This is a genomic window from Clostridium sp. AM46-21, assembly GCF_003480025.1.
In the GTDB taxonomy this organism is placed as follows: domain Bacteria; phylum Bacillota; class Clostridia; order Lachnospirales; family Lachnospiraceae; genus Coprococcus; species Coprococcus ammoniilyticus.
The window spans coordinates 103,551-127,314 of sequence record NZ_QUIB01000003.1; the positions used below are offsets into that span (position 1 = coordinate 103,551).

The 23,764-nt window shown below is 46.7% G+C and carries 19 protein-coding genes and 3 pseudogenes; 7 read left to right on the forward strand and 15 right to left on the reverse strand.

Annotated elements, in window-relative coordinates; genetic code table 11:
• Positions 1 to 81: 81 nt before the first annotated feature.
• The 6 genes and pseudogenes from DW959_RS02660 to DW959_RS15015 form a co-directional block, all read right to left on the reverse strand.
• A complete protein-coding gene (locus tag DW959_RS02660) occupies positions 82 to 1,782 on the reverse strand; it encodes a recombinase family protein (protein ID WP_118615334.1) in 1,701 nt (566 codons plus the stop codon).
• Complete coding sequence (locus DW959_RS02665) at positions 1,745 to 1,975, reverse strand: helix-turn-helix transcriptional regulator (protein ID WP_015540908.1); 231 nt, start codon at positions 1,973 to 1,975, stop codon at positions 1,745 to 1,747. Before DW959_RS02665 ends, DW959_RS02660 begins: the two co-directional genes overlap by 38 nt.
• 90 nt (positions 1,976 to 2,065) lie before the next feature.
• Positions 2,066 to 2,251, reverse strand: coding sequence for a hypothetical protein (locus DW959_RS02670; RefSeq protein ID WP_021683581.1), 186 nt, complete (start codon positions 2,249 to 2,251; stop codon positions 2,066 to 2,068).
• Positions 2,252 to 2,266: 15 nt separating this feature from the next.
• Positions 2,267 to 3,555, reverse strand: a pseudogene (locus DW959_RS02675) (plasmid recombination protein).
• Positions 3,556 to 3,877: 322 nt separating this feature from the next.
• A complete protein-coding gene (locus DW959_RS02680; protein ID WP_243023320.1) occupies positions 3,878 to 5,296 on the reverse strand; it encodes a phage/plasmid primase, P4 family in 1,419 nt (472 codons plus the stop codon).
• Position 5,297: 1 nt separating this feature from the next.
• Positions 5,298 to 5,917 (reverse strand): annotated as a pseudogene (locus tag DW959_RS15015) (CHC2 zinc finger domain-containing protein).
• A 220-nt stretch (positions 5,918 to 6,137) separates the two neighbouring features.
• On the opposite strand from DW959_RS15015, the gene DW959_RS02690 reads away from it, so the two are divergent.
• The 7 genes from DW959_RS02690 (at position 6,138) to DW959_RS02720 (ending at position 13,956) form a co-directional block, all read left to right on the forward strand.
• Positions 6,138 to 7,256 carry a DUF6076 domain-containing protein gene (locus tag DW959_RS02690; protein ID WP_117494650.1) on the forward strand — a complete coding sequence of 373 codons (1,119 nt, stop codon included), beginning with the start codon at positions 6,138 to 6,140 and terminating at the stop codon, positions 7,254 to 7,256.
• Positions 7,253 to 7,696: a GNAT family N-acetyltransferase gene (locus DW959_RS02695; RefSeq protein ID WP_117526580.1), complete on the forward strand. Its 444-nt coding sequence runs from the start codon at positions 7,253 to 7,255 to the stop codon at positions 7,694 to 7,696. The genes DW959_RS02690 and DW959_RS02695 overlap by 4 nt, the downstream gene beginning before the upstream one ends.
• A 33-nt stretch (positions 7,697 to 7,729) precedes the next feature.
• Positions 7,730 to 8,902, forward strand: a complete 1,173-nt coding sequence (locus DW959_RS02700) for a hypothetical protein (RefSeq protein ID WP_117494648.1) — start codon at positions 7,730 to 7,732, stop codon at positions 8,900 to 8,902.
• A 16-nt stretch (positions 8,903 to 8,918) separates the two neighbouring features.
• A complete protein-coding gene (locus tag DW959_RS02705) occupies positions 8,919 to 9,596 on the forward strand; it encodes a response regulator transcription factor (protein ID WP_117489490.1) in 678 nt (225 codons plus the stop codon).
• On the forward strand, positions 9,589 to 10,488 hold the full coding sequence (locus DW959_RS02710; RefSeq protein WP_117494646.1) for a HAMP domain-containing sensor histidine kinase: 900 nt from the start codon (positions 9,589 to 9,591) through the stop codon (positions 10,486 to 10,488). The genes DW959_RS02705 and DW959_RS02710 overlap by 8 nt, the downstream gene beginning before the upstream one ends.
• 135 nt (positions 10,489 to 10,623) lie before the next feature.
• On the forward strand, positions 10,624 to 11,295 hold the full coding sequence (locus DW959_RS02715; RefSeq protein ID WP_006858253.1) for an ABC transporter ATP-binding protein: 672 nt from the start codon (positions 10,624 to 10,626) through the stop codon (positions 11,293 to 11,295).
• Positions 11,296 to 11,310: 15 nt separating this feature from the next.
• Positions 11,311 to 13,956: an ABC transporter permease gene (locus tag DW959_RS02720; RefSeq protein ID WP_118615336.1), complete on the forward strand. Its 2,646-nt coding sequence runs from the start codon at positions 11,311 to 11,313 to the stop codon at positions 13,954 to 13,956.
• Positions 13,957 to 14,007: 51 nt separating this feature from the next.
• On the opposite strand, the pseudogene DW959_RS02725 reads toward DW959_RS02720, so the two are convergent.
• The 9 genes and pseudogenes from DW959_RS02725 to DW959_RS02765 all read right to left on the reverse strand — a co-directional run bounded on the left by DW959_RS02725 (position 14,008) and on the right by DW959_RS02765 (position 23,714).
• Positions 14,008 to 14,252, reverse strand: a pseudogene (locus DW959_RS02725) (DUF6061 family protein).
• 24 nt (positions 14,253 to 14,276) lie between these two features.
• Positions 14,277 to 15,929 (reverse strand): 23S rRNA (uracil(1939)-C(5))-methyltransferase RlmD, encoded by a 1,653-nt coding sequence (gene rlmD / locus DW959_RS02730; protein WP_118615338.1) that lies wholly within the window; start codon positions 15,927 to 15,929, stop codon positions 14,277 to 14,279.
• Positions 15,930 to 15,959: 30 nt separating this feature from the next.
• Entirely contained in the window at positions 15,960 to 16,493 is a 534-nt protein-coding gene (locus DW959_RS02735) for a metallophosphoesterase (RefSeq protein WP_118615340.1), read from the reverse strand.
• Positions 16,474 to 17,073, reverse strand: coding sequence for an XTP/dITP diphosphatase (locus DW959_RS02740; RefSeq protein ID WP_117785740.1), 600 nt, complete (start codon positions 17,071 to 17,073; stop codon positions 16,474 to 16,476). Before DW959_RS02740 ends, DW959_RS02735 begins: the two co-directional genes overlap by 20 nt.
• A gap of 226 nt (positions 17,074 to 17,299) precedes the next feature.
• On the reverse strand, positions 17,300 to 19,000 hold the full coding sequence (locus DW959_RS02745; protein WP_182430048.1) for a lectin like domain-containing protein: 1,701 nt from the start codon (positions 18,998 to 19,000) through the stop codon (positions 17,300 to 17,302).
• 7 nt (positions 19,001 to 19,007) lie between these two features.
• Positions 19,008 to 20,153, reverse strand: a complete 1,146-nt coding sequence (locus DW959_RS02750) for a class I SAM-dependent RNA methyltransferase (protein WP_118615342.1) — start codon at positions 20,151 to 20,153, stop codon at positions 19,008 to 19,010.
• An 86-nt stretch (positions 20,154 to 20,239) separates the two neighbouring features.
• Positions 20,240 to 21,853, reverse strand: coding sequence for a hypothetical protein (locus tag DW959_RS02755; protein ID WP_118615344.1), 1,614 nt, complete (start codon positions 21,851 to 21,853; stop codon positions 20,240 to 20,242).
• Between the two features lie 239 nt (positions 21,854 to 22,092).
• Entirely contained in the window at positions 22,093 to 22,401 is a 309-nt protein-coding gene (locus DW959_RS02760; RefSeq protein ID WP_021943660.1) for a rhodanese-like domain-containing protein, read from the reverse strand.
• 110 nt (positions 22,402 to 22,511) lie between these two features.
• Complete coding sequence (locus tag DW959_RS02765) at positions 22,512 to 23,714, reverse strand: PrsW family glutamic-type intramembrane protease (protein WP_182430049.1); 1,203 nt, start codon at positions 23,712 to 23,714, stop codon at positions 22,512 to 22,514.
• Positions 23,715 to 23,764 lie beyond the last annotated feature (50 nt).

Consider the following 23,764-nt stretch of genomic DNA (forward strand, 5'->3'; position numbering starts at 1 on the left):
ACTAAAAAAGGACTTTCACAATGACTTCATATACCTTTTAACGATAGTCCTTGAGAAAGTCCTTTGTTTTCTACACTTTATTTACTTATTAGGGTTCACCTTTGACATTAAAACTACCGTCTCGACAGTTGTTTCAGTTTCCAAGGGAAGTTCTTTCACTTCCTCACCATCAACAGGCACAGGAAAATTGAATACGATCTTCTTTATCCAGCTTCCGTCTTTCCTTTTCTCCGGGAACATCTCAATTCGCTCGATAAAGGCCTTCATAAACTCCTTCTGCTCCGCTTCCGTTGCGGAATGGTAGACTTCATCAAATGCCAGCAACAAGCGATAGATATTGTCTCCGGAAATCTTCTCCTGCTGGATGCTGCGGATCTGACTTTGCAATTCGCCAATCTGAACTTCGATTTCCTCTATGGTGTCATACTGCTCATCATAGCGGCGCTGCAAGTCCAAAATCTTTCTGTCATAGTGGGCATCATTGATGTCCAAGGTATCCATCTGACGCTCCAAGCGGCTTTTCGTTCCAAAGGCTTGCTTTAGCCGCCCTTGTAGGACAGCAATCTGCCGTTCCATATCTTCTGTATCAACTGCTGTTCCGATTTTCGCCTGAATCGCTTCTACAAACCGTGGATTGTTGACCATAGCGGAGATAACCTTCGCCACAAATTTGTTGATTTCCGTCTGCTCAATATTCAGACGGAAACTGCACTCATGCCCGGTAGGTGTTACCGTATTTTTGCAGTAGTAATAATACCGTGTTTTCTTGTCCTTGCTGTGCGCCTTGGCGATATTGCCGTACATACTCTTTCCGCAGCATGGGCATTTCAAGATACCGGACAGGATGTGTGCGTGGTCTGGATTGTTAACCTTTTCCCGCTTAAAAGAATTGATCTTGCGCTTTTCCTGTGCCAGATACCAATCCTCTTCGGAAATGATAGCTTCGTGTTGTCCTTCATAAACCGGGAACTCCGACTGCTCAACCACGTGCATCTCGTTTCTTGTACCCTGTTTCTTTTCTGTTCTTCGTCTGCCGTAAGCAATCTTTCCCATATAAACAGGATTGTACAATACATTTTTCACAAAATCTCTTGAAAATCCCGGAATGGTATTATTCTGTCTTAGTTTCTTAGTATAACCATTGCGGTTCAGATATTTTGCAACTCCTGCAACACCCTCATTAGTGTGAATGTAGCGGTCATAAATGACACGAATTACTTCCACTTCATCCTCTGCAATGACAAGGTTTCCATTTTCCAGTTTGTATCCATATGGAGCGAAACCGCCGTTCCATTTGCCCTCACGAGCCTTTTGCTCACGTCCTGCCATTGTCTGTGTGCGGATATTTTCTCGCTCAATCTCTGCCACCGCAGACAGCACAGAGATCATCAGCTTTCCTGCATCCTTGGAGCTGTCAATGCCATCCTCCACGCAGATCAGATTGACACCGAAATCCTGCATGAGTTGCAAAGAATTCAGAACGTCCGCTGCATTTCTGCCAAATCGGGACAGCTTAAAGACCAACACATAAGAAACATCATCTTTGCCGTCCTGGATGTCATTCAGCATCCGTTGAAACTCCTGCCGCCCTTGAATGTTCTTTCCGGAAAAGCCCTCGTCAGAATACTCCCCGGCAACGATCATATCCTCGTATGCCGCATACTTCCGCAGCTTGTCACGCTGGGCATCCAAGCTGTATCCGTCAACCTGCATCGAGGTGGACACTCTTGTATAAAGATAGCATTTAAGTTGTTTCTTTTTCAGAATCTCCACCTCCCTCATTCCTTCCTTTTACCATAAGTCCCTCGTTGCGGATATAATACTCCAAAAGCCACAGCACATAATCCGGTGCATGGCGGTTGTCCAATTCCCATTCAGTCATAGTCCGGTAAGGAATATGGACGAGCTTGCAAAAATCTTTCCGATTCAGTCCTGTGCTTTCACGCAACTTTATAATTCTGTTTTTACAATCCATCCGTCTTTTCTCCACAAAAGCAAAAAAATACACGTTGCGTAATCATTATAGCATAGCCATAGCGAATACGCAACGTGTAAATTGCAAATTTTATGCAGCCTTATCCGTCAGAAGCTGCGCTTGATTACTTTCCTCGGAATGCTCCACTCCCTGCGGTGCGTCCTGTTCCAATTTATCCAAAACCTGATGTCCATATTTCTGGAGCATCTGGCTCATAACATCCACACAGCGGTCAAATGCCGCATTATATTTCGCTTCCTCATAATATTTCTTCAATAGGCGATTCCTCCATCAAAGTTCCATATCCTGTCCACGCTTCCGGGCAGGGTGTTCGTGTTCCTGTGTTTGCTTTCCTCTGATGAGGATAGAATTGATAAAAGCCCGAACCTTTTCGGATGCGATTTCCAGTGCATCCAGAAAGGGTTGGGCTTTCTGTTTGAGTTCCATATATTTTTCGTTTACCGCTTCATACCGCTGCTTCCAGATGGAAACCGTCTTTTCTGCGGAAGCCAGTTTTTCTTTCAGACGCTTGTTGTCAGCATTGGCGATAATGCCATTGACCGCATAGCGTTTGAGTGTGTCGCATTCATCCGGTGTCAGCGTGATATTGTTTCCGAATGTGGCTTTTTTGCCATTACTTCAATGTCCTGCACTGTCAGCGCAATGGTCTTTGCCGCCTTGGTTTCCTTTTGCAAAGATTCCAGTTTCTTTTTCTGTTTTGCTGTGGCAGCTTTGGCATCCTCCAAATTCTGTTCTGCCTGTGCCACCTGCCCGGTCACAGCTTCCAGCCGCTGCTGTTCTGCCTGCACCTTGAACTGGGTCACAGTCAGATGTTCCTCGGTGCTTCCACGTTCTCCACGCTCCACATCGGTATAACCGGCGTTTCGCATGAAATTGAAAAAGTCATCCTGCAACACACTGTAGGATGACTTCAAAATCTTTTTCCCTTTTGCGTTGAGCATGGGATTTCCGTCCTCGCCAAGCACCGGCTTGGACTCCCATTTCTTACTGCGGCTGACCTGTGTGATGACCTCCTTAACGGTTCCCCGGAGGGCTTCATCCTTGCATCGCTTCGACCAAAGGATCTGCTTTTCCACCACCGGGATATAAACCACATGAAGGTGGTAGTGGTACACATCTTCGCCCAAAGCTTCGGACATTGCTCGGTTGCGCTCATCGGCGTGCATCACAGCGGAGAGGATATACTGCTCACCACCTACGATCTCCGCAGCAGCTTTGTAGGCATCGGCATAAAACTGTTTCGCAAATTCATAGCCGCCATGATTGTAGAAATAAGCGGAATTCACAGCAAATACCAACTCACCGTATTTGACGGCATCCGGTTTCAGACCTCTGGTGGAGATCACGCCGTCTTGTTCCATCTGCTCAAACATTTTTACATAATCGTCCGTGGGTGCTTTGAAATGGACGTTCAGAGAAGTGCGTTCCGGCACGATGTCCTGATTGCTGTAGCTGTCCTTTTCACGCTCATTGTGTTCCTGTACCTTCGCCACATCAGCCGGTGTTTCCAAGTCCTGATTTCTGGCTACGGTACGGTCTATTCCATCATTTCTTGCCATTGGATTTTTCCTTTCTTTGAGATTTGCAACAGCGGAAGGCTGGAGAACGGCACTTTTTCAAAGTGTAATAACCCACTATGACACTTTCATCCATACTGGCTGCAAAGTGCCGTGGGCTCTCCGAGGGCTCTCCCGAGGGGGAATGCGGTCACTGCGGTGACCTCTGCTGACCAAGGCGAAAATGTCTGCGCCTTTTCCCAGGGTCAGCCCGTCTGCATGAAGCTGTTCTGTGTCAACTTCCTCTTGCAGCCGGTGTCCACAGACACTTTTTCAAAAGCCTGTGGACATAGAAACAGCCCGAACGAGAGGATGTGTGCTGTTTCTATAACAAGCGTTTCACGCTCTTTTGCTGCGTACATACGTACCAGCAATGGGATTTACTCGACCTGCCGCCATCCTCCGGAATGGCCTCCGGTACGTACGTACACGGCGAATCTCCGTAAAACCCATTTATATGAGGTCGTGCAATGGCTTCCACTCCCATGAATCCCCAAACCCGCCGTCCGGCAGAGTTGGTGATGTTGTTGCAATGCTCCAGATTGAATTTTCTGGCATTGGCAATCATGGCGTCGCTGAAGCTGCGGGCTTTCAGCGGTGCAAGGGAGTTTTCCTCGCACCACATCCGGTAGATTTCATAGAAATCCTTGGAGCTGATGGACGCATCCGCTTTGCGCCGGATATATCCCTCTGATTCCATGAAATCAAAGATATTGTTGTTGTCACGCTTGACCGCTTCCCGATTTTCACGGATGCGGTCACTCTCCGTAAACTTAAAGTTGTTGGCAACAAGCCGCTGCAAGCCTTCAAATGCCCACAGGAAGATACCCTCGGCTTCAGCTTTCATCTTCTCTGCAAGATCAGGATCGTCAGCTCTGTCCACCTGCTTTTCCTTGGTGGTCAGCACAAGCTGTCTGCGATAAAATCCGTCGCTGCGGTCATACAAGGCTTGCAGATCACCGTTGCTGAATGCCAGCAATCGGGCGAACATCCAGCCCTGATAACTCTGCTTGCCTTTACGTTCCAAATCCATCTTGCCTTGTGCTGTCACGATGGATTTTACATAGTTGGTCTGGCGCAGAGCTTCCATCCGCATATCATCATCCACGCACAGGAGAATGTGTTCCAAATCGGCACGGGCGAAGCGGTTTTCAGAAATCTTGCCGATGCTGCCGTCTTTCATATTCGTGCCGAAGATGGTAGACAGTACCGCACCGATTTGAGATTTACCCTCGCCGCCGTTGCCTTTAATCACCATCATGCGCTGCCCCTTGTTGGAGGGAATCAGGCAATAGCCGATAAACTCCTGCAAAGTTGGAATGTCCTCGGCGTAAAGCAACCCATCCAGAAAGTTCAGCCAGATCACCGGCGCAGTAGCATCGGGATTGTAAGCAACCGGCAAACGGCTCCGCACGATAGCCGGTCTGCCCTCGGTAAATGTGCCGTTCAATAGCAGCGTACCGTTGGACAAATGAATCCGATCCTGCTCCGGTGGAAAGTCCGGCACTTGCGCTTCCAGTTTCAGCACTTCCAGAATGTTGGTGATCTTCCGGGGGATATTGTTTACGGCACAGAATTTCAGCTTGTCGTAAATCTCCCCACGCAGAGGAAGATCGTCCGTCACTCGACCATCGGGCGTGAAAAAAGCTCCGTTTGCGAAGATGATCCTGCGCTCTTGCAGAAATTCTTCACAAAACAGAGCTTCGTTGATGTTCTGCCCGTCAAACCACATGGGCAAGTTCATATCAGGCGTTTTCCGGTTCTTCGCATGGTGCGCCACCTCCTTTTTCTTTTGTGCGGTATACTCTTGCAGAAAAGCAATTTTGCCGTCCTGCATCAGCTTGTCCACCAATGCCACCCGTTCTTCCAGATCACCCACCGTCAGCACATCTGCCATATATTCGATATGGCAGTGCATCTGGCAGGCTTCCACAAAACGGTCATCCAGAGCATCTTCCGGTGTCTTGGGAGCATAGCGCACTTTCCAATCTTCCAACAGATGCAAATAATCCGTCAGCACCCGGAAGCACAGCATTTCATCCTCCCGGAACTGACGGATATAGGGACGCTTCGGCTTGACCATAGCTGCGGCAGTGGGCGGTTTCGGGTCAAGCCCGAAGTCCAAAGCCAGCTTTTGCGCTGCTTCATAACTGCTCAGATTGAACAGCCTTGCCACAAGGTCGATCACATCCCCTTTGGCTCCGCAGCCGAAGCAGAAAAAATAGTCCTCATTCAGCTTCAAGCTCGGATGCCTGTCGTTGTGGAATGGACAGCAAGCCATACCATTTCGGTTTACTTTCAGCCCGTAGTGTTCGGCGGCTTGCTTTACGCTGATTGCCGCCTTGATGGTTTCATAGAATGTCATAGAAAACCTCCGTTCATAGTATTCAGAAAGCACGAAACACCCACCGTGATTGGCAGGTGTTTGGCTCTTTCTACTATGGTTATGCCGGATTTTTCAAAAAACAGGCTAATGACAGGACAATCCTGTTTCAAAAAACAGGACAACTTATCTGAGGACGTAGATTTCTTCACATTTACATGATATAATTAGAAAAATGAAAAAACAGGACAGGAGGGTAAGCATGAACCAAGAATTGATGACATTGGACTTCTGGCAGGATACGGTCATATATGAGGGCAAAACATTCCCTGTCGGCATGCTTGCCTGTGATGCGCTGAATGTCCCTGCGGATACCATTTCAAGGATGAACGAGCAATGCGAGAAAATCAATCTGCTGCTTGGAATATTAAACGCCGGACAGGATACTTCTGCACTCTTTCCTATGGCAAAGGAAGCTGCATTGACAATGTTAGAGATTCTCAGCAAAACGCCGCCGTTCTCCTATATGGATATACCAAAGCACAGGGAACGGATAGAAAGGGTTTTTACTGCGGACAATGCGCTGAAATATGTGGAGTTCGCTATAAAAGCCGCAACCAATTCCTTGCCTTTCGAAGAAGTTCCGAACTATGCTGATGCAATCATACTCCAACGTTATACTGCTGTGTTTGGGCATCTGGCATACTCCCTTGGGGAATACCAAACGGCGATGCTTGATTTTGCAGAACAATCGGACAGAAACGAAGCTGACCGCACCGCAGAGGGCTTTGCCAGAATGTTCGGCAATTATTTCCCGCCGGAGTTTTCCATCACAGAGGGCAATGCCTGGATGTCTATCCTGAACAATTCCGTTCAGTATGTATCCGCCATTCGTCCCAGCGAGGATGTAGCAAAGCTGGTCAAGCGGATGCACTATGTATCCTTTGTAGGGATGTTCCGGTCTGATCTTTTTGAGGGCTTATGTGTTGGTCATGCACCGAAGAAATGCAAAATCTGCGGCAAGTGGTTTCTGACCACCAACGCAAGGCACACCAAATACTGCGGCGGCTATGCACCGGGGGACAAGCTGCACCGCACTTGCCGGCAGATCGGTAATCTGAAAGGTAGAGAACAGCGAGAACTTGCGGACGATCATCCGGTGAAACAGATTTATGAGAAACGGCTGAACACCATAAACCGCTATGTGAAGCGTGGTACTCTGGACGCTGATCTTGCGGAGGCTATGAAGAAGCTGGCAAAGGATAAAATGCTTCGAGCGCTGAGCAATGTCGCCTATGCCAAAGGTGATTACGAAAAAGAGATGGGACAGGCGGCTTTGAAAAAAGAAGCATTGAAAGTAACTTATAGGTATAAACAATGAAAATTATTGAGGTTACAGAAAACAAAAAGGAATATCTGGATTTGCTGTTATTGGCTGATGAGCAGGAAAACATGGTAGATTGCTATCTTGATAATGGCAGGATGTATATCCTCGATGATAATGGAGTTAAAAGCGAATGTGTCATAACCGGCGAAAGAAATGGTGTGCTTGAAATTAAGAACATTGCAACAGTTCCAGAACATCAAGGCAAAGGCTATGCAAAAGCTTTGATTGACTTTATCATCGAGAAATACAGCGGACAATATGCTGTTCTGCAAGTTGGAACGGGCGATAGTCCACTGACAATACCATTCTATGAAAAATGTGGTTTTGTCCGTTCTCACATAATACCAAATTTCTTTACAGACAATTATGACCACCCAATATATGAAGGTGGTGTACAGTTGGTGGATATGGTGTATTTGCAAAGAAAGTTCTAAATACTGATATGGTAAACCGGAAGGAGGTGCGCTATGCTGAATGATTTTACATGGAATATGACTGGATACATACCGAAACATCATGTCAATCCGCACGGTGACGGCATCATTCCCTATGTGGCAGAGCGCATCTTCCAACTGGAACCGGAGCCGCCAGCGGTGGGCAGTCTGAACGAATATATCCTGTCTGCCTTGCAGGAAAAGAATTTGATATATTTCTCATTCTTCCTACACCACTACGAGCCGCAGCTTAACAAGCGCATCAAAGACTTTCTCGGTGTGGATGGCGGCGATCTGTATGACACAGACCGATTTATAGATATAAAGCTCTCCTGCCGGGAGCAAATGCTCCAAAAGCTGATGGACTATGACCTTGCCAAGGGTGCAGAGTATGCTACATACATTTTCCCGTTCATCCGGGATGCTATGCTCCGTTTCCGCATGGGTGAAGAAAAATGGTCGGTGTCCTCTCTGACCAATTACAAAATGGTGCGGTCAATGGCTTGGCTGTACCACAATACCAAGGATGCGGTCAACGAATTTTCCAAGAAATACAACTGTGATCTTGCTCTTGCCGAAGACTATCTGAAAGTTGTGCGAGGTATCCGCAATCAGCAGCCATTCTATGTAACAGACGAGGATGGCGAGGAAATAGGCGAGGATGTAGCCCTTGACGATAGCTGGAACTATACCGATATCCTCTGGAACGGCATACAAGCAGAAAAGGTGCAGCAGGCATTTGAGAAACTGAATTACCGGGAACAGACCTTGCTCGAAAAACGGTTAGCAATTTGCATGACTTGTGGGCGTGTCAGCTCATGGAAAGACCGCCCCACCTTTGAAGAACTGGCGGTTATGTTTGAGGGCAGTACAGCCAGCGGTGCAGAACGAGCCTACCGAAAAGCAGTGGACAAGTTGACGGAATTGTTGGTTGCCGAGGGCGCAATCCATGCAGTCCGGCTAAAACAGAAATCCAAGACCAAGCGAAAAAAGAAAATCGCCGCCGCAATCTACGAATATCAGGCAGACTGCGACGGCGAATGGGGCGAAATATCATTAGATTTTGAGAACGGAAAGGCAGAGGTCATTTTGCTTGCCGATTGGGATACAGTGAAAACAAACAAATTTGCAAGCAGAGCAATCGCCTATCTTCTGAACTGTGAGAACGAAAAATTACCCAAGGAAATAATGGTGGCCTTTGAATAACGAGGGAGTGAGATACATGGAACAATTATTGATTATTGAAGATGATATAGGGTTGAATCAGGGTTTAAGTAAAGCACTGAAAGCAGATGACCGTCAGATTATATCCTGCCAAGACCTAAAAACGGCGAAGGAACAGCTTCTTTGCGGCGGTGTATCCCTGATCCTGCTGGATATCAATCTGCCGGATGGCAGCGGGCTTGAGCTGCTTCGGGAGGTCAAGGAAAACCTGCCCGGAATTCCTGTTATTCTGCTGACTGCCAACGACACCGATCTGGACATCGTAGACGGACTGGAGAGAGGCGCTGATGATTATATTACCAAGCCCTTTTCTCTTTCGGTTTTGCGTGCAAGGGTGAATACCCAACTGCGAAAGCAAGCGTCAAACCATAAAAATGCGCCGTTCCATATGGATCTATTTCACTTTGACTTTGAGTCTATGACCTTTTATGTGGGAGATTCAAAAGTGGAATTGAGTAAAACAGAACAAAAATTACTGCGTCTGCTTGTTGAAAACCGTGGTCGAACCATGACCCGTGGAGACCTTGTCGACCGGATCTGGACAGATGGCGCAGAATATGTGGATGAAAATGCTTTGTCTGTTACGATCAAGCGTCTGAGGGATAAGCTTGGCGCACAGAAATACATTAAAACCATCTACGGAATCGGTTATAGCTGGGTGACAAAAGATGAATAAAACCGGCATTGTGATCATACTGCTATGTTTTCTGGCGGCGATAGCTGCTGTATTATGGGAGCGGAGGAAGATCAGAAAAACGATGGAAGAAATCGAAAGGATGCTGGACGCTGCCATGACCGGCTCCTTTTCTGAAACCAATTTTGATGAAAGCCGGCTATCTGCATTGGAAACGAAGTTTGCGCACTATCTTTCCGCCGCAGAAGCATCTTCTCAAAACATAGCGCAGGAAAAAGACAAAATCAAAACCTTGATTGCGGACATCTCCCACCAGACAAAAACGCCGATTGCAAACCTGCTGTTATACAGCGAGCTTCTGATGGAGGAAACTATGCCTGCATCGGCGAAGGCAAATGTGGAGGCGCTGTACAAACAATCGGAAAAGCTGCGATTTCTGATTGATTCTCTCGTAAAGCTTTCCAGACTGGAAAACGGGATCATTTCACTCTCCCCTCAGCAAGCAGCGCTGCAGCCGCTGCTTGAAAGTGTGGTAGAACAATATACTGCCAAGGCTTCTGAAAAAGGATTGTCTTTGCAAATGCAGGATACAGATGCTTTTGCTGTATTCGACTTCAAATGGACAGCGGAAGCGCTGGCGAATATCGTAGACAACGCCATCAAATATACAGAGCATGGCACAATCAGGATTTCTGCCGTAAGTTACGAAATGTTTGCAAGGATCGATATATCGGATACCGGTTCAGGCATACCGGAAACTGAGCAAGCGAAGATATTTGCTCGCTTTTACCGCTCAAAGGCGGTTCAGGAGCAGGAAGGGGTCGGCATCGGCTTATACCTTGCCCGACAGATCATATCCGGCGAGGGAGGTTATATCAAGATTGCTTCCGTTCCGGGAAAAGGAAGTACGTTTTCCATATTTCTGCCGAAATAACAACAATTCTATCAAAACTGTTAGATTTCATTTTCCGCCGGAAAGAATGTGGAAAGATTCCTATGCGATAATCTGTATGTATCAAAGGATGATTTCCTTTCATACATACAGATTTTTTCATGGAGGTACTCATTTATGGAAGTTTTACAGGCAAAAAACCTGAAAAAGATTTATGGCTCCGGCAATAACGCAGTTCATGCGTTGGATGGAGTTGATTTAAGTGTAAAGAAGGGCGAATTTGTTGCAATTGTCGGCACATCCGGCTCCGGCAAATCCACGCTGCTGCACATGCTGGGCGGGCTGGATCGCCCTACAAGTGGCACGGTCATGGTGGACGGACAGGATATTTTCTCCCTGAAGGAGGAAGCGCTGACCATCTTCCGCCGCAGGAAAATCGGCTTTGTGTTCCAAGCATATAATCTTGTTCCGGTGCTGAATGTGTATGAAAATATTGTTCTACCCATTGAGCTGGACGGTGGCAAGGTCAATAAGGATTTCGTACAGCAAATTGTACAGACACTTGGGCTGGATGATCGTCTGGATGCCCTGCCCAATCAGCTCTCCGGCGGTCAGCAGCAGCGAGTAGCCATTGCCCGTGCGCTGGCGGCAGCACCCGCTATCATTCTGGCAGATGAACCCACCGGCAATCTGGATTCCAAAACCAGCCAGGATGTATTGAGCCTTTTGAAAGTCACCAGTCAAAAGTTCGCCCAGACAATCGTAATGATCACTCACAACGAAGAAATTGCGCAGATGGCAGACCGCATTATCCGTATCGAAGATGGTCGGATCGTCTCCCAGAACTAACGGGAGGTGGCTACGATGAATGTCAAAAACAGAAAATGTATTCGAAAGCTCAGCTTAAAATCTCTTTATGCGAACCGTCGCCGCAATCTGATCGCTATTTTTGCCATTGCGCTGACAACGCTGCTATTTACGTCCATGTTCACCATTGTCTTGTCGTTGAACGCCAGTTATGAAACCTACCAGTTTCGGCAGGTAGGTGGCTATGCACACGGTACCTTTAAGGATGTTTCCCCCGAGCAGGCGGAACGTATCGCTGCCCACCCAAAGGTGAAGGCTGCGGGGGTACGGAAGGTAATCGGTATCACTGCGGAGGGTGTCTTTTCCAAAACCCCTGCAGAGATCAGCTACATGGATGTCAACTGCACTAAATGGAGCTATGCAACCCCTACTACCGGACGGATGCCCGAAAGCGGCAAAGAGGTAGCCATGGATACGGCAGCGTTGCAGCTGCTTGGCGTAACGCCGGAGCTGGGCGCCGAGGTCACGGTTTCCTATTCCATTACGGACAAGGATCAAACCGCCTTTACTGTAACAGATACCTTTACGCTGGTGGGCTATTGGGACTATGATGAACTAATGCCTGTTCATTACATCAACATCAGCCGTGATTACGCAGATGACATCGAAGCGCAGGCAGTGAAAACAGGTTTACAGCCTTTCCGCACCGATTTGAATGTCATGATGGCTTCCAGTACAAACATTCAAGGGCAGATGGAGCAGGTGGATACCGATCTCGGCTACACATGGGACAGCTATACCGATCCCAACAGCGTCCGGATCGGCGTCAACTGGGGATATACCTCATCCCAGCTGGAGTCGCATCTCGATCCGGAACTTGTGATCGCCATAGCAGCTTTTTTGCTGCTGGTGATTTTCACCGGGTATCTTATCATCTATAACATTTTCCAGATCTCTGTTGCGGGGGATATCCGGTTTTACGGGCTTCTGAAAACCATTGGCACAACGCCCCGGCAGCTCAAACGCATCATTCGCCAGCAGGCACTTCTGCTTTGTCTGATCGGCATTCCGGCGGGGCTGCTGTTGGGCTATGGCATTGGCGCTGTTCTGGTGCCTGTTGTCTTGCGCTCCACCCAGTTGGATGCAGGCATCACCACCATCAGCACTTCGCCTGTGATCTTTGTTGGCTCCGTGCTGTTTGCCCTGCTGACGGTGCTTTTGTCCTGCTCCAAGCCCGGGAAAATGGCAGCCAGGGTTTCTCCGGTGGAGGCTACCAAATATACAGATGCGATGCAGACCAAGAAAAAACAGCGCAGCACCCGGGGAGCGAAGCTCCATCAGATGGCCTTTGCCAATCTGGGACGAAACAAAAAAAAGACGGTGCTGGTGGTGGTGTCTCTGGCACTGTCGGTGACGCTGTTCAATGCACTGTGTGCCTTTGTGGGCGGCTTCAGCATGGAGAAGTATGTATCCTTCATGACCTGCGCCGATTTTATCGTCAGCACGCCCGACTATTTCCGTTACAACCCGGCAGATGAATTCATCACGCCGGAACAGATCGAAGAGATCGCAGCAAACACAAAGTCCAGTCTTTCCGGCACGGGATATGCTGTGCGAAAACCCGTATATCTTTGGATGACGGAGGATGCTCTGCGGCAGGACTATGCAAGGTACGAAAGTGCTGAGCAGTTGGACAGCCATATGAGCCGCATGGAGCACCGGGGCGATATGGTGATGGGAGATACCAGAATCGAGGCTCTGGATAACAGCCTGTTTGACAAGCTGCAAGTGTTCGACGGAGATATTTCTCCTATGCTGGAGCCAAACAATAACGCTATTGCCATTGCGGTTTCCTTAGATGACTACGGTAATCTGCCCAATCCTGAATACTACCCCAAGGTGGGAGACACGATCACCGCCACCTATGCGGACGATGTGAAATATATCGACAGCCGCACCGGGGAACTCCGCACCGAAGATACACCGGAGGAGTACTTTCAGGAAAAACTGTATGGAGCCAGAGATGTAGAGTACACGGTCTGCGCCTTGGTAGAGCTTCCGTATTCCATGAGTTATCGTTATGGTGGTATTGGATATGAGACAGTTTTGTCTGTGGATACCGCACAGAGGGACAGCGGCGGTGCGGCCATTCCGATGCTCTACCTGTTCGACACAGCAGACGACGCAGACGAGGCCGAAGCAGAGCAATATCTATCGAAGCTCACTGCCGGTGAGTTTTCACCCTTGATGTATGAAAGCAAGGCCACGGCTCGCTCTGAGTTTGCTCAGTTCCGGCAGATGTTCCTTCTGGTAGGTGGTATCCTCTGTGCTATCATCGGGCTGGTGGGACTCTTAAATTTCTTCAACGCCATGATGACCAGTATTCTTTCCCGCCGCCGTGAATTTGCTGTGCTTCAGGCTGTAGGAATGACGAACCGGCAGCTCAAAACCATGCTGATCTACGAGGGATTGTTTTACGCAATGTCCTCCGTATCGGCGGCCTTTATTCTGTCGCTGGCGGTGGGACCTCTTGCAGGAAAAATGCTGGGCAGTATGTTCTGGTTCTTTGAGTATCGGTTCACCATTCTGCCTGTCCTGCTGACAATTCCGGTATTTCTTCTGCTGGGGTGGCTGATTCCTTGCATGATGTATGACAATGCAGCGAAATGCAGTGTTGTAGAGCAATTAAGGGATGCTCAATAACTGTTAAGCAAAAAACGGCCCTCTGCCAAGGAAAAGGCAGAGGGCTGAGTTTTAATCTAAGGGTTTACATTCAGTTACAGTTTTTAGATAAATTTCGGGATCACCGTTCAAGATCAAGTCTGCATATCCAACCGGATCATTGTAGATTAGATAATCCAGTTCTGACCGTTGATACATATTGTCAGCAACCTCATTCTCCACGGCGATGGTATCAATGGCAATCATGCTGCCATCTAAAAATTTCAGTTCCACACAAGCGTATCCATGTTAAACTCACAAGAAATCAATCTATCCATAAGAAACCTCCATTTTGCGGGATGTTAGATCATCCCAAAATATTTGAATGCTTCTCGGATTGCTTTCTCTTTTTCCGGCGGACACTGGGGCTGTCTGGAATCCTCGGACTTCGGCAGATTATAGTTCTTACCAACCCCAATCCCACATTTTCGTTTAATCTGTGAGATATAGAGGTTGGACACCTTTAACCCGGTATGCTCCAACACATACTCCTTGATCTGCGGATAGGTTGCCCCATCCTGAAATTCGGACATATCCATATCTTCCAAAGAGAACTCAACCCGAATCTTTTTCGAGTCGACCTCACCCTTGGAAAGCAAGACAACCGTCTCCACATGCCCGGTATTCACAAACTGATCCACTGCACATGCCTTTTTCACATAATATCCATGCTCCTGCAAAGTCACAAGATCTCTTGCGAGGGAGGTTGGCTTACAGCTGATGTAAACGATCTCGTCTACACCGTAGTTGATGATCTTAAGGAGCGCCTTTGGATTGATGCCATCCCTCGGTGGATCGAGGATGATGAGATCCGGTTTTTCCTCGATGGTGTCGATGACCTTTAAGACATCGCCTGCGATGAATTCGCAGTTATCAAGTCCGTTACTCTTTGCATTTTCTCTTGCGGCTTCGACTGCTTCTTCTACGATCTCTACGCCGATAACCTTGGAGGCAACCGGTGATAACATCTGGGCGATCGTTCCGGTTCCGCTGTATAAGTCGAAGATCAGCTTGTCCTTGGTATCTCCGGCATATTCACGGGCTTTGCTGTACAGTCGTTCCGCGCTCTTTGTATTTGTCTGGAAAAATGAGAATGGTGAGATCTGGAAATGCAGCCCCAGCACCTCTTCCTCGATATAATCTCTTCCGTATAACAGCGTTACCTTCTCCGGCACAACAGCATCCGCCAGAGAATCATTTGCCGTATGGAGAATACCAATGATCGTTCCGTCAAGCGGAAGTGCCAGAAGCCCATCTACATATGCATTCAGATCCAGATTCTCTAATCCGTCCGTGCTGGTTACAAGATTTACCAGAAGTCCGCCATTTGTCTTGGACTGGCGAAGCACCAGATGACGAAGCAGTCCTACATGCTGCATTTTCTTATGGTAGGACAGCCCATGCTCCCTTGCAAATTCCATCGTATAAGAAACGATCCTGTTATAATCTTCGCTTACGATCACGCAGTTGCAGACAGGAACGATGTCGTACATGCTGTTCTTCTTATGAAGCCCCAGCACCAGCGGACCATCCTTATATTCGTCGCCAAATGAATACTCCATCTTATTCCGGTATGCAGTTGTAACTGGCGAGCCGATGATGCCCTCCCAATCATATGGATGTGTCTCTGAATCGATCACACCGTCTAACAGCTTCTTCACCTGTCCTGCCTTTAACTCCAACTGATGCTCATAGCTCATGGTCTGGTATGCACAGCCGCCGCAAATGCCAAACTGTGGACATGGTGGTACTGCATCTTCGATCTCAGAGCGTTCCAGCACATCCAACAGACGTGCCTCTGCCTTATCCTTCCGTACCTTGGATACCATACAGGACACCTTTTGTCCGGGCAGTGCTCCCTTCACGATCACTTTTTTGCCATCCAGTTCAAAGCTTCCCTTATTTGGGAAATCATAGTCTTTTATAACACCTTCTATAATCTCTCGTTTCTTCACAGCCGACCTCTTTCTTGTCTCTAATAATCTCTACTCTTCCCGGTCGCCCCACATATCTTCAAATATGCTGCGCATCCGACGTTTCGGTTTCAGTTCATTTTCTGCAAAAAATGGTGTTCCATGCTGGTCAAATTCCAGCAGCATGTATTTGCCATTCATGCCATCACGCGGATATGCCAGACTGCCCGGATTTACGATATAAGCTCCGCCATATCGTTCCAGATTCTGGACATGCGTGTGCCCATACATCACAATATCGTAACCATCATATTTGATCAACTCCTGTAAGTAGTCCGTTCCATAATGGACACTGTATCGGTGTCCGTGCGTAATAAATACCTTATACCGGCCGATCATGAATTCCTCCTGCATTGGAAGATCAGAGGTCCAGTCATTATTCCCGGCAACCATGTGGATCGGGCAGGTTACATTGTCATAAATATATTCTTCATCTCCGCAGACATCTCCCAGATGGATAAACATATCGATGTCTCCCACCGTATCTAAGACATCCCGGATTGTATTGGTTCTTCCATGTGTATCACTAATTATCAGTATTCTCATTTATAACTTCCTTTATCAAACGAAGTGCGTTTCCTCTGTGGCTGATCGTATTCTTTTCTTCCGGTGACAGCTCTGCTGTGGACTTACCATACTCCGGCAGGAAGAAAATAGGATCATAGCCAAATCCATTCTCGCCGCGTTCTTCGTATCCAATGATTCCTTCGATCGTGCCACGTCTGGTAATGGTCTTTCCATCCGGGAATGCAGCCGCAATCGCACATACGAATCTTGCAGTACGCTTCTCATCCGGAACACCGGCAAGCTTGTCAATGATCGCTTTATTCTTGATCCGGTATGAGGTGTCTTCCCCCATAAATCTTGCAGAGTAGATTCCCGGTGCTTTATCGAGATAGTCTACCTCCAGACCGGAATCGTCCGCAAGCACCAGACAATTTGTCATCTTACGGATCGCCTCTGCCTTGATGATGGCATTTTCTTCAAATGTTTTTCCATCTTCTACGATGTCAGCCTGAATTCCGGCTTCCTTCATCGACAGGATCTCATATCCACAATCCGCAAGGATCATGCGGATTTCTTTCATCTTATTCTCATTACCTGTAGCAAAAATCAATTTCTTCATCTTGTCTTCTCCTTTTCTATTTGTAACGATGCGACATTGTACTTCACCTGCCATATCTGACAAGCACAGCAGATGATACTGTTATGCAGCAAGCCTGTCCGAATGTCGGTCCTTAGTAAGCTGCCTTATGCAGCGAACTTAGTACCGCTACATGAGGATAGAGTGAGAACGCCTTGCGAAATAACATGTATCTCTGCTATACCTTGTCAGATATCGCCGCATGTTCTCAATCCCCCACATCCGTGAAGGCTTTGAGGCAGACATTACAGTCATTCTCCTGCTCCGCACTCGACCACTTCGTGCCATACAGGCTGATATAGCCCTCGCCATCCGTGATATCAAAGTTCGCCGTTTTCTCATCATTATTATATTCGATTGCGATCGGCATCGTGGAATCCTGTGTGTTCACATGCACAACCACCGCAAATTTCCGATCATCCGGAAGCGGTACTGCCTCATTTAGATTGATCGTATAATAACCCTCGTACTGCATTTCACCGGATGCCACCTTTGTCCGCTGCTGCAAGTCGGATACATCGGTAAAATCCGTCACAACATACACATCATATGTCGTTTTCGGGCCTGTCGCATAAAAAGAAACTGCCTTTAATGTCTCGTTCTTTCCAGCCGTATAGACATTTGCAAAATAGGCCTCCGGCCTGTCGTCAAATCCCATCGTTCCGACCTCGCCCATCAGATCTGACTGATAGATCTTGTCGTAGTTGTCACTATTTCCAAGCTTCGTATATACTACGCTGTTCATACCGATATTGGTATCATAATAAGAGATATAAAAAAATCCCTCGTCACCAAAATCCTGCCCCCAGCTATTCTTGCAGATAAATGCGCCATCTCCCGCCGGTTCTGTATTAAAATATTCCTTCGGATAGTTGTCATCCCAGCCAACGATCACCACGTCATGATTCGGCGTCTGATCTCCATCATAATAATAGGAACTGCGGTTTCTGTTATAGTAATAAGAACTACTCGTTGCATTCTTCATATCACAGTAAATAACCGTTTCCACACCGCCATATTTGTATACGGATGATTTGATCGCCTCGTAATTCTTGTCCTTCAGGATGATGGCTTCTTCCAGATGCTTTACCGCCGACAATCCATTTACCGTCTGGTTATCACCATACGGATCATCTTCCTCAAGCACCGGTCCCTGCCATGCCGCAAGATAAGCTATACTCATATAATATTCGCCACCGTCAAACGGGCTGACATTAAAGCTGTTATTCAGTGCCATATGGTCAACAGAAAATACCGGACTTTCCGCCGGACGGATCGTACTTTCCAGTGCTGCCAGTGATGCAAATGCCCAACAGGTTCCATAGATATCCTGATCTCTGACAGGAGAAACACGATTATGCTCTCTCATATCATATGCAGCCGGAAGCTTTTCTTCCTCGGCAATCTTTTTTAACACCGCAGCATTTGTCTCCAGATTGATGTTACAGCTGTAGTTTAATGCCTCGCAGATCTCATTCACCGGCACATAGATGATATCATCCTTTCTTTCCGGCTTATCGATCGTCTGAATCGTATTTCCGTTGATGTTCACCATATCCGAATCACCATAAACTTTAACAAGGCTGTCACCTTTTGCCAGTGTGATCGTTCCGTTTTCATATACATTTACCAGACAATCCAGTTTATCGGTAAATGCTGCAATTGGAATCATTAACTGTAACCGATCACTGAAATATGCCTGATATTCAGCCTCTGTGATCTTATTGTCATTAATATATAACGTAACACCCTTTTCATTTGCACTTGTTACGATCTCTTTCATCATTGCCTCGGCCGCAGCCTCCGAACCGTCGGTCTTTTCCACGCTCACATCCGGATGCCGGAAGAAGCCCAGATAGAGCAATACACTCAAGATTGCAACTGCTACCGCTATCAAAAACTTTTTCAATTTGGTCTCACTTTCTCTTTGGCGGCTTTGGTCCCATGAACTGATAGAAATATGATTTGATCATACCATTGTAGATCTTACGATTCTTATCCGCCTTTCTTCCTATATATTTCTCCGCCTCACTGTATGACGTGATCAGAAACATCGACCAGTCATCCAGTCGTCTGAAGCTTTCCCCGATCGTCTTATATAATTCAGGAAGATCCTCCCGATCCTCGAGACGTTCACCATATGGCGGATTCGTGATGATAAAGCCATATTTTTTCGGATGCCTGAGATCCTTTACATCTCTCTGTTGGAAATGGATATGTTCATCCACTCCCGCTGCTCTGGCATTCTCCATCGCACACTTCACCATTTCATTATCCAGATCGTAGCCCTGAATATTCATCTTCACATCATGGTCGATCATGTCATTTGCTTCATCGATCGCATTGTACCACATCTTCTTATCTCCGACCTTCGCCCACTCGGAAGCCAGGAAATCCCGGTCGATGCCCGGTGCGATCCTTGCTCCGATCATAGCAGCCTCGATTGGAAATGTTCCGCTTCCACAGAATGGGTCGACCAGTACACGATCCTTGTTCCACGGTGTCAGCATGATCAGTGCCGATGCCAGGGTTTCTGATATCGGGGCCTTACCAACCAGCTTTCTGTAGCCACGTTTATGAAGAGATACTCCTGATGTATCTAACCCTATTGTAACAATATCCTTAAATATAAATACACGAACCGGATATTCTGCTCCATCTTCCGTGAACCATGATACATGGTAGGTCTGTTTCAAACGTTCTACCATAGCTTTCTTCACGATAGACTGGATATCAGATGGACTAAACAACGCACTCTTGTTTGATGTAGCCTTGGATACCCAGAATTTTGCATCACGGGTCAGATACCGCTCCCATGGAATACTCTTGGTTCCTTCAAATAATTCATCAAATGTTACAGCCTTAAAGCTTCCGCACTTGATCATGATACGTTCAGCTGTACGAATAAACATATTTGCTCTTGCAACCGCATCTTCTTCTCCTGCAAATGTAATTCTTCCGTCTTCTACCTGAACGATCTCATATCCAAGATCCAGGATTTCTTTTTTCAATACTGACTCCAATCCAAAATGACATGGAGCGATCAATTCGATTCTGCTCATATACTTCCTTTCAATCACAAGTGCCAGATTCAGACATTTCTGTCCAAATCCAGCACTCCTTTTCTCTTATATCTTTGTTTCTGATTTTATTTTCTGCGTTTATTTATAACAACGATTCCGGCAAGCCCCAGTGAAATAATCATACCTGCAACTGCTGTCTTCATAGCAAAATCATCTCCTGTCTTTACTCCGGTGTTCTTCTGGTCATCCGGCTTATCGGCATCTGTTTTCTCTGTTGTTTGGTCCTCCGTTGATACAACTTCTTCGGATTCTGTTGTCACATCTTCCGTTTCATCCTGAGTATCATCCGTTGACTCTGTCGTTACATCTTCCGTTGTATCATCAGTACGATCTTCTGTCGTAGTTGTAGCTTCCGTTGTATCCTCTGTCGTTGCATCTGTAGAAGCTTCCGTTGTCACGTCTTCTGTTGTCACATCTTCTGTTGTTCCACCATCCGGAACAGACATTTTAACCGTTACTTTTGTTGCTCCCGAGGCATAATAATTTGCTGTTTCCTTATATCTGACGTAATAATCACCGGCAGAAATGCCTGTGATCGTATTTGCTGTGATCGGCTTCCATACATTCTGGTCAACGGAATATTCCATGGATACATCAACATTTTTAATGGAACCGTCCTTTTTCCCTTTTGCACTTTCATTTTCTGTCGTAAGACCGGTTGGTGCTGTCTGTGGTGCTTTATCGATCGTATAATTCTTTACGGTTTCTCCGTGATAAGTCTTACCCTTTGCTGTTATTTTTACGCTTGCTGTTCCTGCATTGATATTATCTGTAAATGTACAGGTATAATCCGTTCCTTCTGTCAGATCTCTGCCATCGTACGTGACAGTCACTGTTGGCTCTTTTGCTTTTCCATCATATACATAAGAAGTCGGGGCAATGGATACAGAAACTGTCGCATCTGTCAGCCGGCGATAACGAAGCTCTACGCTTCTCGCCTTTGTGCCTGTTTCATCTAATATCGTATTATAGGAATTCGGCTGTCCATCCAATGTGTATCCGGCCGGAAGAAATTCCTCAATACCGCCCACAGCTTCATCTAATGAAAGCAACCCATAATTGCTTAGTCCGCTTGGCGAATTTGTAATCTTATAAACAGATGTCTGATCCATCTGCAGCTTTTCAAGCCACCATTCTGTAAATGCTGCACCATCATGTTGCTGTTCTATATTACTGTTTACCAGTTTAATGCCACCCTTTGCATACCATCCAAGCTGCGTAAGATCTGCTCTCACATTTTCAAATGTTAATGTATGTTCATTCCCTGTCGCTGCATTCCTGATATAGCCACTATATTCTCCATTTTCTATCACAAGCGAGCCCATGATATCGAAATGAACAGCCTTTAACTCCTTCTTATTCAGATCAATCGTAAGATTCTTATTCCCCGCATCAATATATGTTGATGTACTCTCACAATTATATAGAAGCTTCAGTATATCACCGTTTCCGGCAGCCGCCGCTGCATCTTCCAGTTTAGAATAAGTGCCCTTTGCTGTTCCACTTGCATCCTCTACCTCGATGCATTCTACCGGATCATTACAATCCACACAGGCTCCATCCTTCACCTGTGAATGTTCACATGCCGCCTGTGTCTCTGCCAGTCCATTTGCCCCTGCAAATGCTGCTACAGCAAAAAAACCTGCCGCAATGATCGTTCCTAAAATTCTTTTTCTCATTTACCCTATATCCTTTCTTTTCTAAAAAATAAGTACCTCCGGAATATCCTGGGATACCCGCCAATTACCCTGTCCATATTATACATACTTCCCCCTGCCACCACAAGTAAATTAAACAAAAAAATCCCGGCCATGCACTTCCTTAACAGGTTCTGTCATGTCCGGGATCAATCTATTCTGTTATTCTCATTTTTAAACCACATTTTCTTCTCTTTCATAATGGCTAGTTACACCCTCTGTCAGCGGTTTTTCGTCAATGCTCCTTTATACTGTACGATTCCCCCAACGGTATTGATCACCTTATATCCTGCCTGCGACAGCAGTCTCGCTGCCAGTGCACTGCCGCCTCCATACTGACAATATGTGAGCAGTACTTTATTTTTAGGAAGATTATAATTACCATACTGGATATCCGACAATGGTACATTGACTGCCATTGGTATGTGTCCTCTCAGGAATTCTTCTTCGGTACGAACGTCCACGATCACCCCGCCATAGCGGACTGCTTCCTGCATGATATCGCGGACCGGTATGTTGTGAAATCTCATCATTTCACCCCCTGGCAAATGTTCCTGCTATATGGATTCCTATATATTCATCATATGTCTCTTCCATCAAAACGTGCGGCATATTCAGCGTTTCTGCCACAATTCCTGTCTTATTTCCGTCCTTGTCCGTTGTACCCTGTCATGCCATAATCCGTACCAGTGCCATTCGACGTATAACTCTGTGGATAATTCTGTGATCCGGGATTCTCCTGCTGCCGATATGGATTCCCTCCAGTTTGCGGATATTGATTAACTCCAGTTTGCGGATATTGATTCATCCCCCGCGCATAGCCATTACCCGGATACTGGTTCATCTCCTGCACATAGTCATTACCCGGATACTGGTTCATCCCCTGCACATAGCCATTACCCGGATACTGATTCACCCCCTGCACATAGCCATTACCCGGATACTGATTCATCCCCTGTGTATAACCACCATTGTATGGGTTGTAATTTGTATTCTGCATATATCCTCCGGCCTGACCATATGCATCACCACCCGGATAGCCCGGATAACCCGCCCGGTAATCCGGTTGATCTGGATAATAATATCCCCTGCCCGGTCTGCGAAAATCCATCCGGTACATCCCATAATCTGCAGTCTCCGGTCTGCCGTCAATTCTGCGGTCATGCGCTGAACAGTAAAAGATCAGAAAAATTGAAAGTACATACATCACTCCAAGGATCAGGAATACCCATGCCTCCGAAATATATCCATACGATGCCGCCATCACAAGATAGTCATATAAGCCATGAATAAATACCGGCACGATATATGCCCATGCCATAAATCCGATCATACCCGCACGGTCACCTGCATATGCCGCTTCTCTGCCCTTCGCATAAAGTGCACCCATGATAACACCTACCGTACAATGAAGTGGAATAGCGGTAAATGCCCGGAGGATGCCCGTTCCGATTCCGCCTGAAGCAACATATAAGATATTTTCCAATATAGCAAAGCCAAGCGATGCACAGACCATATAAATAACTCCATCATAGCTGTGCTGAAATTCTCTGTTTTTCCATGTAGTGCAGACCGTTACCAGATATTTTCCAAGCTCCTCCACAATTCCGATCACCAGAAAGCAGAGCACCAGCAGCATCGTCTGATGATCCGTATCTGTCTGTGCAACGATTAACTGCCCGATAAATTCTGCGATCGCTGCCGGAATGATCGTACCTGCACCAAGTGCCAGAAGCAATACCATTAATTTGACCGGCGGCTTCTCTTTCCGGTCTCTCATATATATAAAACCCAGCAGGATCAATGCCGGTAAGACTGCTATTATGATCAGTATTCGACTCATATGCCCTCCCATTATCCTGATCCGATGTCTGTAATCACAACCATCGAATC

What these genes read in the sequence shown, in the direction of transcription:
- DW959_RS02660 (WP_118615334.1), bottom strand. Translation starts at nt 1,782, where the DNA reads ATGAGGGAGGTGGAGATTCTGAAAAAGAAACAACTTAAATGCTATCTT.
- DW959_RS02665 (WP_015540908.1), bottom strand. Translation starts at nt 1,975, where the DNA reads ATGGATTGTAAAAACAGAATTATAAAGTTGCGTGAAAGCACAGGACTG.
- DW959_RS02680 (WP_243023320.1), bottom strand. Translation starts at nt 5,296, where the DNA reads ATGAACTTGCCCATGTGGTTTGACGGGCAGAACATCAACGAAGCTCTG.
- DW959_RS02690 (WP_117494650.1), top strand. Translation starts at nt 6,138, where the DNA reads ATGAACCAAGAATTGATGACATTGGACTTCTGGCAGGATACGGTCATA.
- DW959_RS02695 (WP_117526580.1), top strand. Translation starts at nt 7,253, where the DNA reads ATGAAAATTATTGAGGTTACAGAAAACAAAAAGGAATATCTGGATTTG.
- DW959_RS02700 (WP_117494648.1), top strand. Translation starts at nt 7,730, where the DNA reads ATGCTGAATGATTTTACATGGAATATGACTGGATACATACCGAAACAT.
- DW959_RS02705 (WP_117489490.1), top strand. Translation starts at nt 8,919, where the DNA reads ATGGAACAATTATTGATTATTGAAGATGATATAGGGTTGAATCAGGGT.
- DW959_RS02710 (WP_117494646.1), top strand. Translation starts at nt 9,589, where the DNA reads ATGAATAAAACCGGCATTGTGATCATACTGCTATGTTTTCTGGCGGCG.
- DW959_RS02715 (WP_006858253.1), top strand. Translation starts at nt 10,624, where the DNA reads ATGGAAGTTTTACAGGCAAAAAACCTGAAAAAGATTTATGGCTCCGGC.
- DW959_RS02720 (WP_118615336.1), top strand. Translation starts at nt 11,311, where the DNA reads ATGAATGTCAAAAACAGAAAATGTATTCGAAAGCTCAGCTTAAAATCT.
- DW959_RS02735 (WP_118615340.1), bottom strand. Translation starts at nt 16,493, where the DNA reads ATGAGAATACTGATAATTAGTGATACACATGGAAGAACCAATACAATC.
- DW959_RS02740 (WP_117785740.1), bottom strand. Translation starts at nt 17,073, where the DNA reads ATGAAGAAATTGATTTTTGCTACAGGTAATGAGAATAAGATGAAAGAA.
- DW959_RS02750 (WP_118615342.1), bottom strand. Translation starts at nt 20,153, where the DNA reads ATGAGCAGAATCGAATTGATCGCTCCATGTCATTTTGGATTGGAGTCA.
- DW959_RS02755 (WP_118615344.1), bottom strand. Translation starts at nt 21,853, where the DNA reads ATGAGAAAAAGAATTTTAGGAACGATCATTGCGGCAGGTTTTTTTGCT.
- DW959_RS02760 (WP_021943660.1), bottom strand. Translation starts at nt 22,401, where the DNA reads ATGAGATTTCACAACATACCGGTCCGCGATATCATGCAGGAAGCAGTC.
- DW959_RS02765 (WP_182430049.1), bottom strand. Translation starts at nt 23,714, where the DNA reads ATGAGTCGAATACTGATCATAATAGCAGTCTTACCGGCATTGATCCTG.